This window comes from Rhizobium chutanense, assembly GCF_002531935.1.
Classification (GTDB): Bacteria; Pseudomonadota; Alphaproteobacteria; order Rhizobiales; family Rhizobiaceae; genus Rhizobium; species Rhizobium chutanense.
On sequence record NZ_NWSV01000003.1, the window covers coordinates 350631 to 367871 of the forward strand.

The 17241-nt window shown below is 63.5% G+C and carries 11 protein-coding genes; 2 read left to right on the forward strand and 9 right to left on the reverse strand.

What is annotated here, in order from left to right:
• Positions 1-79: 79 nt before the first annotated feature.
• Both pepN and CO666_RS06755 read left to right on the forward strand, forming a co-directional pair.
• Positions 80-2728 (forward strand): aminopeptidase N, encoded by a 2649-nt coding sequence (pepN, locus tag CO666_RS06750; protein WP_097611301.1) that lies wholly within the window; start codon positions 80-82, stop codon positions 2726-2728.
• A gap of 191 nt (positions 2729-2919) precedes the next feature.
• Positions 2920-5229 (forward strand): PAS domain-containing sensor histidine kinase, encoded by a 2310-nt coding sequence (locus CO666_RS06755; protein ID WP_097611302.1) that lies wholly within the window; start codon positions 2920-2922, stop codon positions 5227-5229.
• Positions 5230-5313: 84 nt separating this feature from the next.
• On the opposite strand, the gene CO666_RS06760 is transcribed toward CO666_RS06755, so the two are convergent.
• The 9 genes from CO666_RS06760 to ccmI all read right to left on the reverse strand — a co-directional run bounded on the left by CO666_RS06760 (position 5314) and on the right by ccmI (position 17159).
• Positions 5314-5658: a hypothetical protein gene (locus CO666_RS06760; protein ID WP_097611303.1), complete on the reverse strand. Its 345-nt coding sequence runs from the start codon at positions 5656-5658 to the stop codon at positions 5314-5316.
• Between the two features lie 97 nt (positions 5659-5755).
• Positions 5756-8713, reverse strand: a complete 2958-nt coding sequence (locus CO666_RS06765) for a bifunctional [glutamine synthetase] adenylyltransferase/[glutamine synthetase]-adenylyl-L-tyrosine phosphorylase (protein ID WP_097611304.1) — start codon at positions 8711-8713, stop codon at positions 5756-5758.
• A gap of 134 nt (positions 8714-8847) precedes the next feature.
• A complete protein-coding gene (locus CO666_RS06770) occupies positions 8848-10257 on the reverse strand; it encodes a sensor histidine kinase (RefSeq protein WP_097611305.1) in 1410 nt (469 codons plus the stop codon).
• Positions 10254-11009, reverse strand: a complete 756-nt coding sequence (locus CO666_RS06775) for a response regulator transcription factor (protein WP_425352401.1) — start codon at positions 11007-11009, stop codon at positions 10254-10256. Before CO666_RS06775 ends, CO666_RS06770 begins: the two co-directional genes overlap by 4 nt.
• A gap of 66 nt (positions 11010-11075) precedes the next feature.
• Positions 11076-12674 (reverse strand): Do family serine endopeptidase, encoded by a 1599-nt coding sequence (locus CO666_RS06780; protein ID WP_097611306.1) that lies wholly within the window; start codon positions 12672-12674, stop codon positions 11076-11078.
• A 174-nt stretch (positions 12675-12848) separates the two neighbouring features.
• On the reverse strand, positions 12849-13346 hold the full coding sequence (locus CO666_RS06785) for a cytochrome c-type biogenesis protein (protein ID WP_097611307.1): 498 nt from the start codon (positions 13344-13346) through the stop codon (positions 12849-12851).
• A gap of 149 nt (positions 13347-13495) precedes the next feature.
• Positions 13496-15490, reverse strand: coding sequence for a heme lyase CcmF/NrfE family subunit (locus tag CO666_RS06795; RefSeq protein ID WP_097611309.1), 1995 nt, complete (start codon positions 15488-15490; stop codon positions 13496-13498).
• A complete protein-coding gene (gene ccmE / locus CO666_RS06800) occupies positions 15487-15984 on the reverse strand; it encodes a cytochrome c maturation protein CcmE (protein ID WP_097611310.1) in 498 nt (165 codons plus the stop codon). Before ccmE ends, CO666_RS06795 begins: the two co-directional genes overlap by 4 nt.
• Complete coding sequence (gene ccmI, locus CO666_RS06805; protein ID WP_097611311.1) at positions 15981-17159, reverse strand: c-type cytochrome biogenesis protein CcmI; 1179 nt, start codon at positions 17157-17159, stop codon at positions 15981-15983. The genes ccmE and ccmI overlap by 4 nt, the downstream gene beginning before the upstream one ends.
• Positions 17160-17241 lie beyond the last annotated feature (82 nt).

The window sequence follows — 17241 nt, forward strand, 5'->3', positions numbered from 1 at the left end:
ATCATGCCCGGCAAATTATGGCAGAGTGCGCCCGCCTCTGTATTCCGCGGTTGTCAAATAACGGTCTTCAGGAAACACCATGCGAACAGATACCGGCCAGGTCATTCATCTGGCAGACTACCGTCCCACCGACTTCGTGCTGGAACGCGTGGACCTGACTTTCGAACTCGACCCGACGGAAACAAAGGTCGAGGCCCGGCTGATCTTTCATCGCCGTCCGGGCGCCGATCCCGCCGCACCGATCGTGCTCGACGGCGACGAGCTGACGCTGTCGGGCCTGCTGTTCGACCAGGTGGAGATGGATCCTTCGCGTTATGACGCGACACCGGAAAGCCTGACGGTGCGCGACCTGCCGGAAAGCGCGCCCTTCGAGCTGACGATCACCACGATCATCAATCCCGAAGCCAATACCCAGCTGATGGGCCTTTACCGCACCAGCGGCATCTACTGCACGCAATGCGAAGCCGAAGGCTTCCGCCGCATCACCTATTTCCTCGACCGGCCCGACGTGCTTGCGCCGTTCACGGTCAACATCATCGCCGACAAGGACGCCAATCCGCTGCTGCTGTCGAACGGTAATTTCCTCGGCGGCGCCGGCTACGGCCCCGGCAAGCATTTCGCCGCCTGGTTCGACCCGCATCCGAAGCCGAGCTATCTCTTCGCGCTGGTCGCCGGCGATCTCGGCGTCGTCGAAGACACGTTCACCACCCTATCCGGCCGCGAAGTCGTGCTGAAGATCTATGTCGAGCACGGCAAGGAGCCGCGCGCGACCTATGCGATGGACGCGCTGAAACGCTCGATGAAGTGGGACGAAGAGCGGTTCGGACGCGAATACGATCTCGACATCTTCATGATCGTCGCCGTCTCCGACTTCAATATGGGGGCGATGGAGAACAAGGGGCTCAACGTCTTCAACGACAGATACGTCCTTGCCGATCCCGAGCTCGCAACCGATGCCGACTATGCCAATATCGAAGCGGTCATCGCGCACGAATACTTTCACAACTGGACCGGCAACCGCATCACCTGCCGCGACTGGTTCCAGCTGTGCCTCAAGGAGGGCCTGACGGTCTATCGCGACCAGGAATTTTCCTCCGACCAGCGCTCGCGCCCGGTCAAGCGCATCGCCGATGTGCGCCATCTGAAATCCGAGCAGTTTCCGGAAGATGGCGGCCCGCTCGCCCATCCGGTGCGGCCGACGACATATCGCGAGATCAACAATTTCTACACGCGCACTGTCTACGAGAAGGGCAGCGAAGTCACGCGTATGATCGCGACGCTGCTCGGCAAGGACGACTTCAAGAAGGGCATGGACCTCTATTTCGATCGCCATGACGGCCAGGCCGTGACGATCGAGGATTTCGTCACGTGCTTCAAGGATGCGAGCGGGCGCGACCTCACGCAATTCTCGCTCTGGTACCATCAAGCCGGCACGCCGCTGGTCACCGCATCGGGCAGCTACGATGCGGCCGCCGGCAGCTTCACCCTGTCGCTCGAACAGATGATCCCGGCAACGCCCGGCCAGCAGACCAAGGAGCCGATGCATATTCCGCTCAGCCTGGCGCTCTTCGGCGAAAACGGCGGCAAACTCGAGCCGAGCTCGGTCGAGGGCGCGGAATATGCCGGCGAGGTGCTGCATCTCACCGGCCGTACGCAGACGGCGGTGTTCCATGGCATCGGCTCGCGTCCGGTCGTTTCGATCAACCGCAGTTTCTCGGCGCCGATCAACCTGCATTTCGATCAGAGCCCGGCCGATCTCGCCCACCTTGCCCGCCATGAAACGGATCATTTCGCCCGCTGGCAGGCGCTGACCGATCTGGCGCTGCCGAACCTGCTGAAAGCCGCCCGCGACGCCCGCGAAGGCAAGCCCGTCGTCTGCGAAGCGACATTCGTCGAGACTCTGCTTGCGGCAGCCGCCGACGAGAGCCTCGAACCGGCCTTCCGCGCTCAGGCGCTGGCGCTGCCGAGCGAATCCGACATTGCCCGCGAACTCGGCGGCAACAACGATCCCGACGCCATCCATGCCGGCCGGCAGGCGATCCTGAAACAGATCGCCGAGGCCGGGAAGGATGTCTTTGCCGGCCTTTACGCCGCGATGACGACACCTGATGATTTCAGCCCGGATGCGAAAAGCGCCGGCCTCAGGGCGCTGCGGAATACGGCGCTGACCTACCTCTCGCATGCCGAGCAGACGCCGGCCCGCGCCAAGGCCGCCTTCGATGCCGCCGACAACATGACCGATCTCAGCCATGCGCTGACGATCCTCGCCCATCGTTTCCCCGACAGTGCGCAGACCCGCGAGGCTCTCGAAAGCTTCCGCGACCGCTTCGCCGAAAATGCGCTGGTCATCGACAAATGGTTCGCCATCCAGGCCGGCATTCCCGGTGCGAAAACCCTGGAGCGGGTCCGCGCCCTGATGGACAACCCGCTGTTCAAGCGGACCAATCCGAACCGGATGCGGTCGCTGGTCGGGACCTTCGCCTTTGCCAATCCGACCGGCTTCGGCCGCGCCGACGGCGAAGGCTATCGCTTCCTTGCCGATCAGATCCTCGATATCGACGGGCGCAACCCGCAGCTTGCCGCCCGTATTCTCACCTCGATGCGCTCCTGGCGCTCGTTGGAACCGGTGCGGGCCGATCATGCCCGCTCGGCGCTGACCAAGATCGAACAGGCTCCCGATCTTTCGACAGACGTGCGCGATATCGTCGAGCGCACGCTTAAAGGGTAGTTTGCTTCGGCCGGCCGTCGCAAAAAATTCGGCGGCCGGCGGCCGAGCCGATCGAATCGCTCGAAAAACACGAAATTATAAATAGTTAACGGATTTTTACCTTTGCCTCTGGACAAGGCGAATCACCCATGATTCTCTAGGTCAGGTTCGAGCGAGCGGCGCGCGAATCACACGAGGGACAAGGCGAAGAGATGATGGACGTGCGGCGGGCAACCGTGGCCGGTGGACGGCTGCGTGTCGACTTTGACGGGCTGAAAGCCTGGCGAGACAGCCTTTCCGGCCATGCGACATCGGAGCCGCTTCTCCGTCATCTGCCGAAGGCCGAGCTGCTCTTGAAGCGCGCCATTCCGGCGCTGATCGTCGCCTTCCTCTTCGTCGTCGCCGCGTCGCATTTCTTCGGCATGGTCAGCGAATATTCCCGGCTGGAAGCCTCGGCCCGCCATGCCACCGCGCTTTCGGCAGCAACCGCCTCGGCCGTGTTTGCCGATGCGTCCGAGATCTTCGACAGCGGCGATGCCGCGGAAGCGCAAGCCCGGCTCGCCCGGTTCCTGCCGCAGGACCGGCTGGATAACGGCGCCTTCGTGATGCTCGTGCAGGCAAGCGGCAAGGTCTTTGCCGCGACAACCGCCGGGCTTTCGCATGTCGGCAGCAATGTCGGCGATTTCTTCCCGGAGGTTTCGGCGATCCGGCGTTTCGGCGATCGCGCCGACGTCATCGAAACGACGATCGGCGGCGTGCCGCATTACGCCGAAATCACGCTGATGGGCAATGCCGGCGGTTATATCGTCGCCGCCACCTCGCTCGACGAGATCGGCCAGCTCTGGCGCGAGCAGATGGCGCTCAATGTCACGCTGTTTGCCGGCATCTCTTCGATCCTGCTGGTCATCCTCTATGCCTATTACACCCAGGTCAAACGCGCCCGCGACGCCGACGACATCTTCCTGGAATCGAACCTGCGCGTCGAAACGGCGCTGTCGCGCGGCCGCTGCGGCCTTTGGGACTTCGATTTCGACAGCCGCGAATTCTTCTGGTCGCGCTCGATGTACGACATGCTCGGCCTGCCGGGCTCCGACAAGGCGATGGGCTTCGGCGAAGCCGCGCGGCTGATGCATCCCGATGACGGCGGGCTCTACGAAATCGCCCGCGCCATCGCCAAAGGCCATTCGGGCCAGGTCGATCAGATCTTCCGGATGCGCCATGCCGGCGGCCACTATGTCTGGATGCGCGCCCGCGCCCAGGTGATCCGCAGCAATTCCGGCCGCATGCACCTGATCGGCATCGCCATGGACGTGACCGAACAGCATCGGCTGGCTCAGCGTTATGCAGAAGCCGATCAGCGGCTCGCCGACGCCATCGAATGCACCTCGGAAGCCTTTGTGCTCTGGGACAAGAATGATCGGCTCGTCATGTGCAACACGCATTTCCAGCAGGCCTACGGTCTGCCGGACAGCGTGCTGGTGCCGGGCACCGAGCGCTCGATCGTCAATGCCGCCGCGGCCCGCCCGGTCATCGAGCGGCGGATCGCCGATGCCGACGGCCCCGGCTATTCGCGCACGACGGAAGTGCAGCTTGCCGACGAGCGCTGGCTGCAGATCAACGAGCGGCGCACCCGCGATGGCGGCAGGGTCTCTGTGGGAACCGACATCACCCTGATGAAACGCCATCAGGAGCGGCTGCGTGAATCCGAACGCCGGCTGATGGCGACGATCGGCGATCTCTCCGCCTCGCGCCAGACGCTGGAGATTCAGAAATCCGAACTCTCGACGGCGAATGCCAATTACCAGGCGGAAAAGGAACGCGCCGAGGCCGCCAACAAGGCGAAATCGGAATTCCTCGCCAATATGTCGCATGAGCTGCGCACGCCGCTCAACGCCATTCTCGGCTTCTCGGAAATCCTGCAGAACCAGATGTTCGGGCCGCTCGGCTCGCTGAAATACGACGAATATGCCCGCGATATCCATGACAGCGGCAAACATCTGCTCAACGTCATCAACGACATTCTCGACATGTCGAAGATCGAGGCCGGCCACCTCAGACTGCACTGCGAGCGCATCGACCTCGTGCCGCTGATCGAGGAAAGCCTGCGTTTCACCGCCATGCCGGCGGCCGAAAAGAACATCGTCATCGATCAGCGGATCTCCTCCGGCCTGACGCTAATGGCCGACCGCCGGGCGATGAAACAGGTGCTTTTGAACCTGCTCTCCAATGCAGTGAAGTTCACCGACAATGGCGGCCGCATCGCGGTGCGCACGCGGCGCGTCGACGGCGCCGTCTTCGTCACCATCGCCGATACCGGCATCGGCATTCCACGCTCGGCGCTATCGAAGATCGGCCAGCCCTTCGAGCAGGTGCAGAGCCAATATGCCAAGAGCAAGGGCGGCTCCGGCCTCGGGCTTGCCATCTCCCGCTCGCTGACCGCACTGCATGGCGGCCGCATGAAGATCCGCTCGCGCGAAGCCGTGGGCACGGTGATCTCGCTGCGGATTCCGGATGATGTTTAAAAAGACAGGCAGGACAAAAAAGGCTCGCCAGATGTCATCAGCCGAGCTTTAGGAACCTTTTCCAGAAGGGACCAAGTCAGCTCTTCATTGGCCTGAGTGATCTTGGGGCTGTTTTCGGCCCTGCCTTTCCTTTATCTGCCGGATCTCGGCAAGCTGACCTTTGAGTACGGCCAAGGCGTCTTGTTCGTCTTGTGACAGGTTCTCCAACGGAACACGTTTCAGCAGAACCTCCAGCGCATCACCAATGCGGCCGATCTGCCGACCATAGCTCCCCACCTCATCCAGAATCGACTGTTCCGTTTCGGGGGCCGGCGTCGATCCAAGGTCGATGTTGATGAAACCGATCTGTGATCCCTGCTGATAAAATGTCCATGGATTGATGGCCTGCCAGAGCTGTTCAGGGGCCAGTGCAAAGTTGAAGCTCTTCATCTTCCATTTCCCGTGAGTTGAGACGGCAGCATAGGAGAAGACGGTTCGTCAGGCGATCGCTCCGTGGACAATCTCTGCAGATTTCCGGGTGCATCCCTCAGGCCTTCACCACGTTCAAGAATATCTTCCTGACTGCCTTCGAAAGCCGCTTCACCTCGCCTTCCAGCGTCCTGATATCAGGGCAATCGCCGGCGCGGCAGACGAGTTCGACGAGACCGGCGGGTGCGTCCTTCGGATCGAACTCGCCGTCGATGCAGAGGCGTATCAGCTGCGAAAGACCGGTATAAAGGGCGAAGGCCTCGAGGCAGATGTCGAGATCGGCCGGCGCCATCAGCCTGTCGCCGAGCACCTTCAAGGCTTCGCCGGTGCTCATCCCGTTCACCGCGATGCCGGCGCCCCTGGTGGGGGCAATCAGCGCCAGATACTGGGCGATGAATTCGAGGTCGATGACGCCGCCGGGGATCAGCTTCAAATCCCATGGGCCGGAGGGCGGCTTTTCCGTCTCGATCAGTTCGCGCATTTCGGCAACGTCATGCGCCACCTTGGCAATATCGCGATCGGCCGACAGCACCTCCCGGACGATCTGTTCGGTCTCGGCGATCAGACTGTCATCGCCCGAGATCAGCCGGGCGCGGCTGAGCGCCATATGCTCCCAGGTCCATGCCTCCTGGCGCTGGTATTTGCCGAAAGCGTTGATGCGGGTGGCGACCGGCCCCTTGTTGCCGGACGGGCGCAGCCGCATGTCGACCTCATAAAGCACGCCTTCGGCGGTCGGCGCCGACAAAGCGGCGATCAGCCTCTGGGTGATGCGGGTAAAGTAACGCGTTGCGTCGAGCGGCTTCGGCCCGTCGGATTCGCCAGCCGCTTCGTCATAATCATAGAGCAGGATCAGATCGATGTCGGACCCCGCCGTCAGCTCGAAGCTGCCGAGCTTGCCCATGCCGGCAACCGCGATGCGCCCGCCGGGATAGTCGCCATGGGCGGCCCACATCTCGCTCACCACGGCATCGAGCGCGGCAGCGATGATAAGGTCGGCGAGATGGGTGAAGGCGCTGGCGGCCATCTCGCCGTTGATTGCGCCGGTCAGCAAGCGGATGCCGATCAGGAAACGCTGCTCGGCGGCGAAGATGCGCAACCGGTCTAGCACTTCTTCATAATGGCGCGCCTGGACAAGCGAGCCTTTCAGCCGTTCGCCGAGATAGTCGCGGGTCGGCAGCTCGGCCATCAGGCCGGGATCGAGCATGCCGTCGAAGACATGCGGCCTGGCGGCGATCACCTCGGCAAGCCGGGGTGCCGAGGACATGATGTTGACGATCAGCGACAGCAATGCCGGATTGCTGCCAAGCAGCGAAAAGAGCTGGATGCCGGCGGGAAGGCCCGAGATGAAACTGTCGAAACGCAGCAGCGCCTCATCGGCGCGCTTGCTTTCGCCGAAAACCCGCAAAAGCTCCGGCGCCAGCTCCGTCAGCCTTTCGCGCGCCTCGACCGATTGCGTCGCGCGGTAGCGGCCATAATGCCAGGTGCGGATGATGCGGGAAATGTCTGATGGCCTGGTGAAACCCAGTCTCTTCAGCGTCTCCAGCGTATCGGGATCGTCGCCCTGGCCGGTGAAGACGAGGTTTCCGGTGTCGGTGGAAAGCTTGCTCTCCTGTTCGAAGAGATGGGCATAACGGCGCTCCACCGTCTTCAGCACGCCGACCAGCCGCTCGGCGAAGCTCGGCGTGTCGGAGAAACCCATCATGAAGGCGATGCGCTTCAGATCCGCGTCCGTCTCCGGCAGCAGGTGGGTCTGCTCGTCGCGGACCATCTGGATGCGATGTTCGACATCGCGCAGGAACCAGTAGGCTTCCGTCAGTTCGTCACGGGTCTCCGCGTCGATCCATTTCGCCTTGGTGAGTTCACCGAGCGTCTCTTCCGTCGCCCGGCCGCGCAGCGCCGGCATGCGGCCGCCGGCGATCAGTTGCTGGGTCTGGACGAAGAATTCGATCTCGCGGATGCCGCCGCGGCCGAGCTTGACGTTATGGCCTTTGACCGCAATGGCGCCATGGCCCTTATGCGCGTGGATCTGCCGCTTGATCGAATGAATATCTGATATCGCCGCATAATCGAGATATTTGCGGAAGACGAAAGGGGAAAGCCCGCGCAGGAATGCGCCACCGGCCGCAAGGTCGCCGGCAACGGCGCGCGCCTTGATGAAGGCGGCCCGCTCCCAGTTCTGGCCCCTGCCCTCATAATAGATCATCGCCGCATCGACCGGGATCGCCAGCGGCGTCGAGCCGGGATCGGGGCGCAGCCTCAGATCGGTGCGGAAGACATAACCGTCGGCGGTGCGCTCCTGCAGGATGCGCACCAGCCGGCGCATCATCCGGGGGAAGACTTCGATCGCGTCATCGGGATCGGGCACGATGCCGGCCTCTTCGTCGAAGAACACGACGAGGTCGATATCGGAGGAATAGTTGAGTTCGCAGGCGCCGAGTTTGCCCATGCCGAGCACGATCAGCCCGGAGCTGTCGCTGGGAGCCGTCGGATCACGCAGCCTGAGCTTTCCCCCCTCATGCGCCGACAGCAGCAGATGGTCGATCGCAGCGGCAACCGAAGCTTCGGCAAGCTCGCTCAGCCAGGCCGTCGTCGCCCGACCGTCGAAGATGCGCGAGAGATCGGCGAGCGCGACGAGGAAGGCGACCTTGCGCTTGATGATGCGCAGGCTGGTCATCACCGCCGATTCCGCCGGCGCCGCCCCCTCGCCGTCCGGTCGCCAGCAGCCCCTGGCCTCGGCGATCAGCGCCTCGATCTGCGGTTCCAGCGGCTCGGTGATGGCGCCGGCGAGGACGGCCGGGTCGAGATTGACGATATCGCGCAGATAAGGCGACAGCGTCAGCGCAGCCGCGATGAAATCGCGGAGCGGACCTTCCGTCTTCAGCACCGCAGCAACCGACGGCTCGCTTTTGCCGGCCTCCTGAAGGTCGGCCAGCGCCAGCTTCAACTCCGTCTGGTTCAGCGGACGCAGCAGCCCTTCGCCCACGTCCTTCAGGCCATGCGTCGATTTCGTCAGCATGCGTTCTCCCTGGCTTTCGGCGGAAGGAGCGACCCCGCAGAATCGCAGCCCGCGCCTTCGATCGACATTAAACTAGGGTTTTGGCGGAAAACCGCCAATACGCGATTCACCCGATCGTATTTCGGCGGAAGAGATCAGGCAGCCTTGGCCGGGAAAATCATGCTGACGGTCAAACCGCGCTGCTCGGGCTTGTCGGGATCGGTATCGGAGAGCTCCAGCCGGCCGTTGTGCAGCTCCATCACAGCCTCCACCAGCGAAAGCCCGAGCCCGGTCCCGGGTTTCGAACGGCTTTCGTCGAGGCGGACGAAGCGCTTCACCACGTCATCGCGCCGGTCGGCCGGAACGCCCGGCCCGTGATCGGCGACCGACAGGCAGATGCCGTCGGCGCGGCGGGCAAGCTTCAACGACACGATGCCCGCCCCTTCCGTATCGGAAGAATATTTGATGGCATTGTCGAGCAGATTGAAGATTGCCTGGCCGATCAGCTCGCGATTGCCCTGCACCTCGACACCGGGTTCGACGCTGGCGCTGAGGCCAAGCCCAGCTTCCTCGGCCGCCGGCTCGTAAAGCTCGGCGCTGTCGGAGACGATCGCCGAAAGCTCGACAGCCGACATCTCGGCAGCGACCGATCCGGCCTCGACGCGAGAGATCATCAGCAGTGCGTTGAAGGTGCGGATCAGCTGGTCGGATTCGGAAATAATGCCTTCGAGCGCGGTGCGCCGCGTCTCGCCGTCACCGATATCGAGCGCATCGGCCGCCTTGTTGCGCAGCCGCGTCAGCGGCGTCTTCAGGTCATGGGCGATGTTGTCGGAGACCTGCCTGAGGCCCTCGTTCAGCTTTTCGATGCGCTCCAGCATGGTATTCAACGACATCGACAGACGGTCGAATTCATCGCCCGAGCCACCCACCGGCAGGCGCTGCGAAAGATCGCCGGCCATGATCTTCTTGCTCGCATCCGACATGCGGTCGATGCGTTTCAGCGCATTGCGGCCGATGGCGAACCAGATGATGATGGCGCCAAGCCCCATGATCGCCAAGGCCACCATCAGCGCCTGGCGCACCAGCAGGCGGAAACGCTCGGGATCGCCGAGGTCACGGCCGATCAGGATCCGCAAGCCGTTGTCGAGCACGAAGATATTGGCGATCGCCTTGTGGCGGCGCTCGACGCCGCTGTCGGTATAACGCTGGTAGCTGAAGGGCGCCGAGGCCCAGCCGACCTCCTCGAAAACGCCAGGCTGCACCGAGGCGACGTTGCCGGCGAGAATATCGCCGGAGGGGCCGGCGATGACGTAGAGATTGGCGCCCGGCTGGCGGGCGCGCCGCTCCATCGTGCGCAGCAGAAGGTTCATGCCGCCGCTGTCATAGGCGCGCTGCACCTGCTCGACCTCCTGTTTGACGGCGTCGCGGATCTGGCCGGTGAGCAGCCGTTCCGACATCGCCGTCACATAGAAGACGAGCGTCGCGGCGCAGATGGCGAAAAGCAGGATATAGAGTGCCGAAAGGCGGACTGCGGTGGACTTGAAGAGAACCCGGAAGCGGCTCATCCGTCGTCCTTGATCATGTACCCCGCGCCCCGGATGGTCTTCAGGAGCGGTTGGCTGTAATCCTTCTCGATCTTCGAGCGCAGGCGCGAAACGTGAACGTCGATGACGTTGGTCTGCGGGTCGAAGTGATAATCCCAGACGTTTTCGAGCAGCATGGTGCGGGTCACCACCTGGCCGGCATTCTTCATCAGATATTCGAGCAGACGGAATTCGCGCGGCTGCAGCAGGATCTCCTTGCCGCCGCGGCGTACCTCATGCGAGAGCCGGTCAAGTTCGAGATCGGCGACACGATAGACGACGTCCTGCTCCGGCGTACCCTTGCGGCGGCCGAGCACCTCGACGCGGGCCAGCAGCTCGCTGAAGGCATAGGGCTTCGGCAGGTAGTCGTCGCCGCCGGCGCGCAGGCCGGTGACGCGGTCATCGACCTGGCCGAGGGCGGAGAGGATGAGAACGGGCGTATGGATCGCCTTGCGGCGCAGCTCGCTGATGACGGAGAGCCCGTCCCGGCGCGGCAGCATGCGGTCGATGACGATGACGTCGTAGGTGTTTTCCGACCCCATGAACAGGCCGGCCTCGCCGTCGCTGGCGTGATCGGCGACGATGCCCGCCTCGCGAAAGGCTTTCGTGAGGTAGACGGCGGCTTCGAGATCATCTTCGATGATGAGAATCTTCATGCGGCCGACATTACCCACCGGCTGCGTTTCGGCAAGGCTCAAAGCATCTTCCTGCGGGGCGGCGCTCATCGCGATCATCCTTGAAAGGTCAGAAGAATCGAGCCGCGCGGAGTTTCCTCCGCACGGCTCCTGTTTTCTCGAGGATCAGCCCTGGCTGTTGATCGGAAGTGCGACGAAACGGCTTCCTTCGCTGGACTGGATCTGGAAGAGCGCACGGGTGCGGCCGTCCTTCTTGGCCTGGTTCAGCACCTTGACGATATCGGCGGCGGTGGAGACTTCCTGGTTGTTGACCGAGGTGATCTTCTCGCCTTCCTTGATGCCCTTGTCGGCAGCGTCGGAGTCCGGATCGATGCCGGTGATCGCCAGGCCCTTGCCGTCGTCGGAGGGACCGACCGTCAGGCCGAGATCGGCAAGCGCCTTTTCGGACGCCGGCGTCTCGGGCTGCTGCGGCTGGTTGTTGTCGTCGGCATTCGCATCCTTCTGGTCGGCCGGCAGCGTACCGAGTTCGACGGTGAGCGATTGGGCCTTGCCGGCGCGCCAGACCGACAGCTCGGCCTTGCTGCCCGGCTGCATCGCACCGATGCGGCGGCTGAGGTCACGGGCATCCTTGATCGTTTCCCCGTTCAGCGCGGTGACGACGTCGCCGGCCTTCATGCCCGCCTTGTCGCCCGGCGATCCGGACTGCGGGGCGACGACGAGGGCGCCGCTCGGCTCGGAAAGCCCGATGGATTCGGCGATATCCTTGGTGACAGGCTGGATCTGGACCCCCAGCCAGCCGCGCGAAACCTGGCCGTCCTTCATCAGATCGGCGACGACATCCTTGGCGGTCGAAGCGGGAATGGCGAAGGCGATGCCGACGCTGCCGCCGGACGGCGAGAAGATCGCGGTGTTGATGCCGACGACTTCGCCGTTGAGGTTGAAGGTCGGGCCACCGGAGTTGCCGCGGTTCACGGCGGCATCCACCTGCAGGTAATCGTCATAGGGACCGGAGCCGATATCGCGGCCGCGGGCCGAAACGATGCCTGCCGTCACCGTGCCGCCGAGGCCGAAGGGGTTGCCGACGGCGACGACCCAGTCACCGACGCGGACATTGTTGTCATCGGCCCAGTTGACGTAGGTGAACTTCTTGCCCTTGCCGTCGACCTTCAGCACGGCGAGGTCGGTGCGCGGATCCTTGCCGATCAGCTTGGCATCGAGCTCGGTGCCGTCATTCATCACGGCGACGAAGGCCTGGCCATCGGAAACGACATGGTTGTTGGTGACGATGTAGCCGTCTTCGGAGATGAAGAAGCCGGAGCCTTGAGCGACCGGGCGCAGACGGCCCTTGCCGCCCGGGCCATTCGGGCCGCCCGGACCACCGGGGCCGTTCTGGCCGAAGCGGCGCTGATGGCCCTGCTGGTCATTCGGATCCTGGCCGAACTGCTTGAAGAAGCGCTTCAGCGGGTGATCGTCGGGAAGGTCGTCGAAGCCGCGGCCATTGAAGTCGAAGGAGAAGCCGTCATTGTTGTCGGAGACGGGATTGACGCGGTTTTCGACGCGAACCGAGACAACGGCCGGGGAAACGGCATCGACGACATTGGCGAAGCTCGGCACGGCAGGCGCCTGAACTTTCACGGCTTCAGCATAAGACTTGGTGATTTCGAGCGGAACGCCGGTTGCGAGCACAGCAGCTGCGATACCGGCAACGGTAGAAGCCTTGAGCACCGTGGCGAGGGACGGACGTCCGTTGAAATTCTTCAGCATTGGAGCACCTTCTCTTGTTCTTAATTCTCAGAACCGGCGGCGCCGGATCAGTCGATGGATGAAGATATAGGACGCCGCACCTTACTGCGAACTGTCCGGCCAATGAAAAGTTGGTAATGTTTGCGATGAAGTCCCGGCACGCTTGGCGTGGCAAACCATTGCCGTTTCAGGCTGTCACTTTTCCAGAAGCTCGTTCAGCCGCGCCTGCTCGTCCGCCGTCAGCTTGCTGCCGGTCGGCTTACCGGATCTCCTGCGCGCAAAGAGGAGTAACGACAATCCGCCGGCAAGCACCAGCAGCACCGGCGCGCCCCAGAGCAGCACCGTCTTCGCGCCGACGCGTGGCTTCAGCAGCACGAACTCGCCATAGCGCGAGACGATATAGTTCAAGACCTGATCGTCGCTGTCGCCATCGGTGATGCGCTCGCGCACCAGCAGACGCAGGTCTTTGGCGAGATCGGCATTGGAATCGTCGATCGACTGGTTCTGGCAGACCATGCAGCGCAGTTCCGCCGACAGGGCGCGGGCACGGGCCTCGAGCGCCGGGTCGGCCAGCACCTCGTCCGGATTGACGGCGAAGGCGGACATGGGGGTGAAAAGGATGAAAAGGATAACGAGGAGTCGGGAGAAAAACTGCGACACCTGCGAAACGCGCCGAACCTCTCCTCCCCTCATTCCTGTGCTTGTCACAGGAATCCAGCCACGGCGCGTCCGCGCTGTGAATGAATCTTTTCCCCCCTTGAATGAGTCTCCTGCGCCCAAAGACTTGGGCGCACTGGATTCCTGTGACAAGCACAGGAATGAGGGAGGTGGGGAGCGGCGCGTCATTCGGCCGGCTCCATGGCAGGCGCTGCCGGTTTTGCCTTCGCCTTCCTCCGCGGCGCGCCGACGCGCAGGCGGCGGTCGCTGAGAGACACGAAACCACCCAAAGCCATGATCACTGCGCCGCCCCAGATGCAGAGGATGAACGGCTTCCACCAGATGCGCACGACGATGCCGCCGTCCTTGGTGGCGTCGCCGAGCGAGACGTAGAGCTGGCTGAGGCCGAAGGTCAGGATACCTGCCTCCGTCGTCGGCATCTGGCGGGCGGTATAGAGACGTTTGGCCGACCAGGTGTCGGCGACCGTGACACCGGCGCGCCGGACGGTGAAGTGGCCGCGCTCCTCGGTATAGTTCGGCCCTCTGCCCGCCTGCATGCCGTCGAAATTGAGGCTGTAGCCGCCGGCATCGGCGGTCTCGCCCGGCTTCATCTCGATGACGTGCTCGGTCTGGAAGGTCGTGACCGCGACGATGCCGAGCACGGTGACGCCGAGCCCGACATGAGCGAGCGCCGTGCCGAAGGCCGAACGCGGCAGGCCGGTCAGGCGGCGCCAGGCGACGGAGCCCGCAACCTTGCCGATGCCGGCGCGATACCAGAGATCGGCAATGGCGCCGAGAATCAGGAACAGCCCGGCGGCCAGCCCCAGCACCGCCAGCACCGGACCGCCATGTTCGATATAGAAGAAGGCCACCGCGGCAAGAAAGGCGAGGCCCGCCACCACATAGAGCCGCTGCAGGGCGCCGAGCAGATCGCCGCGCTTCCAGGCGAGCAGCGGCCCGAAGGGCACGATGACGATCAGGGGCGCCATCAGCAGGCCGAAGGTCAGGTTGAAGAAGGGCGGCCCGACGGAAATCTTGTCGCCGGTGATCGTTTCCAGCAGCAGCGGATAGAGCGTGCCGGTCAGGACCGTGCCACAGGCGACCGTCAGGATCAGATTGTTGACGACGAGCGCCCCCTCGCGCGAAATCGGCGCGAACAGCCCGCCGGCCGAAAGCCGCGGCGCGCGGAAGCCGAAGAGCGACAGCGCCCCGCCGATGAAGATCAACAGGATGCAGAGAATGAAGACGCCGCGGCTCGGATCGCTGGCAAAGGCATGCACCGAGGTCAGCACGCCGGAGCGCACCAGGAAGGTTCCCATCAGCGACAGCGAGAAGGTGAGGATGGCGAGCAGCACCGTCCAGATCTTCAGCGCCTCGCGCTTTTCCATGACGAGCGCCGAATGCAGCAGCGCAGTGCCGGCCAGCCACGGCATGAAAGAGGCATTTTCCACCGGATCCCAGAACCACCAGCCGCCCCAGCCGAGCTCGTAATAGGCCCAGTAGGAGCCCATGGCGATGCCCAATGTGAGGAAGGTCCAGGCAGCCAGCGTCCAGGGCCTGACCCAGCGGGCCCAGGCGGCGTCGATACGGCCTTCCAGGAGCGCCGCGACGGCAAAGGAGAAGCAGACGGAGAAGCCGACATAACCGAGATAGAGCAGCGGCGGGTGGATGGCCAGGCCGATATCCTGAAGGACGGGGTTGAGATCGCGGCCCTCGGCCGGCGCCGGATCAAGCCGCAGGAAGGGATTGGAGGTCAGCAGAATAAACAGCGTGAAGGCGACCGAAATCCAGGCCTGCACGGCCAATACATTGGCCTTCAGCGTCTCCGGCAGATTGCGGCCGAAGACGGCGACCAGGGCGCTGAACAGCGTCAGGATCAGCAGCCAGAGCATCATCGATCCCTCGTGATTGCCCCAGACGCCGGAATATTTGTAGATCAACGGCACCAGCGAATGCGAATTCTCCCAGACGTTCTCGACCGAGAAGTCCGAGACGACATGGGCATAGGTCAAGACGCCGAAGGAGAAGGCGACGAGCGCAAACATCGCCAGCGAGCCGATCGTCGCCACATCCATCATCGCCCGGTCATGGCGGCGAGCTCCCATCACCGGCACGGTGGAAAGAATGAGCGCCGTTGCGAGCGCCAGCACCAGCGCGTAATGGCCGATCTCGATGATCATTGCGTCGCTTTCACTTCCTGGGCCTGATTTTCCTTCCCAGGACTTTCCTGGCCCTGGCCTTCCTTCCACAGCCCCTGCTGTTTCAGCCTGTCGGCCACGTCTTTCGGCATATAGGTCTCATCATGCTTGGCAAGCACGGTATCGGCAACGAAGACACTCGTGCCGGATGTAAACATGCCTTCGGTGACGACGCCCTGGCCTTCGCGGAAGAGATCGGGGAGGATGCCGGTATATTGGACCTTCACGGCATTGGCGCTGCCGTCGGTGACGGCAAATTCCACCGTCGAGCCGGCGCCGCGCACGACGCTGCCCTCGCCGACCAGGCCGCCGAGCCGGATGCGGGTTTCCGGCGCCACCGGCGTCTTCGCCAGATCGGCCGGCATGTAGAAATAGGCGACCGACTGGCTGAAAGCGAACATGACCAGCAGCACGGCGGCGGCGATGAAGCCCATGCCGCCTGCTATCACCGCCAGCCGCTTCTGCTTGCGCGTCATTGTGATGATCCTTCCGTGGGCAGGCCGAGTTCGCTGGCAAGCGCCAGCAATTGCTTGCCCTGCTCGCTGTCTGCCGGAAAAGCAGCAAGCCCGCGCTTCAGGGCGCCGGCTGCGCGATCCTTGTCGTTCAATACGGCGTAAGAGCGGACGAGCCGCACCCAGCCTTCGAAATTGTTCGGATCGGCGCTGAGCTTGGCATCGAGGCTCTCGACCATGCCACGGATCATCTGCTGCCGGTCGCCGGTGCTCATATTCTCCGCCGCTGCCACATCCTGCTGCGTGGGATTGCCGAGGGCACTCGGATTGCCAGAGGCACTCGGATTGCCGGGAACAGCCGGACCGGCGCCGGGATTTGCCGGCGCGCCGCCGTTCATGGCGATATGGTCGTTGACCAAGGGCAGCCAGGGTGCGTCGGCCGGCGATTGTTTCGCCAGCGCTTCGAAGGCCTGGCGCGCCTCAACGGAACGTCCCGCCTGCTCCATACTGAGGGCGATATAAAAGCGGGCGCGCGGATTGTCGGGTTCCAGCGTCAGCGATTGTTCCAGCACCTGACGCACCTCCTCCGTCACGACGCCCTCGGAGACCGCCATCAGCGCGTCGGCCAGGCCGTCGAGCCGGACCGGGCTCGGGCCGAGAAGCCGGACGGCATTGCGGTAGGCCACCTGCGCGTCGTTGACGCGCATGGTGCGGAGATAGATCGGCGCCAGCACGTCCCAGCCCCTGCCGTCATCGGGCTTCTCAGCCAGGTGGCGTTCCGCCTTGGCGATCAGCACCGCCACATCGTTGCCGGGATTATCGAGCCGTGCCTGCAGCGGCTGCGACGGCAGGTCCGGCCTGCCCGTCGTCAAATAAAGACAGAGCCCGAGAACCGGCAGAAGCAGGAGGACGAAGGCTTCGGTGAAACGGTGATGCCGTGCGGCTTTCGGCGTCTGCCCCGGTTCGCCGTCGGAGACGGCGATCAGCCGCCGGCCGATTTCGGCTCTCGCATAATCGGCCTCTTCCGGCGTGATCAGTCCACCATCGAGATCGCGGTCGAGTTCGCGCAACTGGTCGCGATAAACCGCCGCCTCGCCCGCACGGCTATTTTCCGCCGCCTTCGCTCCACGCAGAAGGGGGTAAAGCAGGATGGCGGCGACGACTGCCGTCAGAGCGGCAACGAGAATCCAGAACAGCATAGCGGCCCAAATACGTGAAGCGGGCCGTCATTCCAACTGCCAAAGCCGGAATGACGAAGATTTGAGGCTATTCGCCGCAATT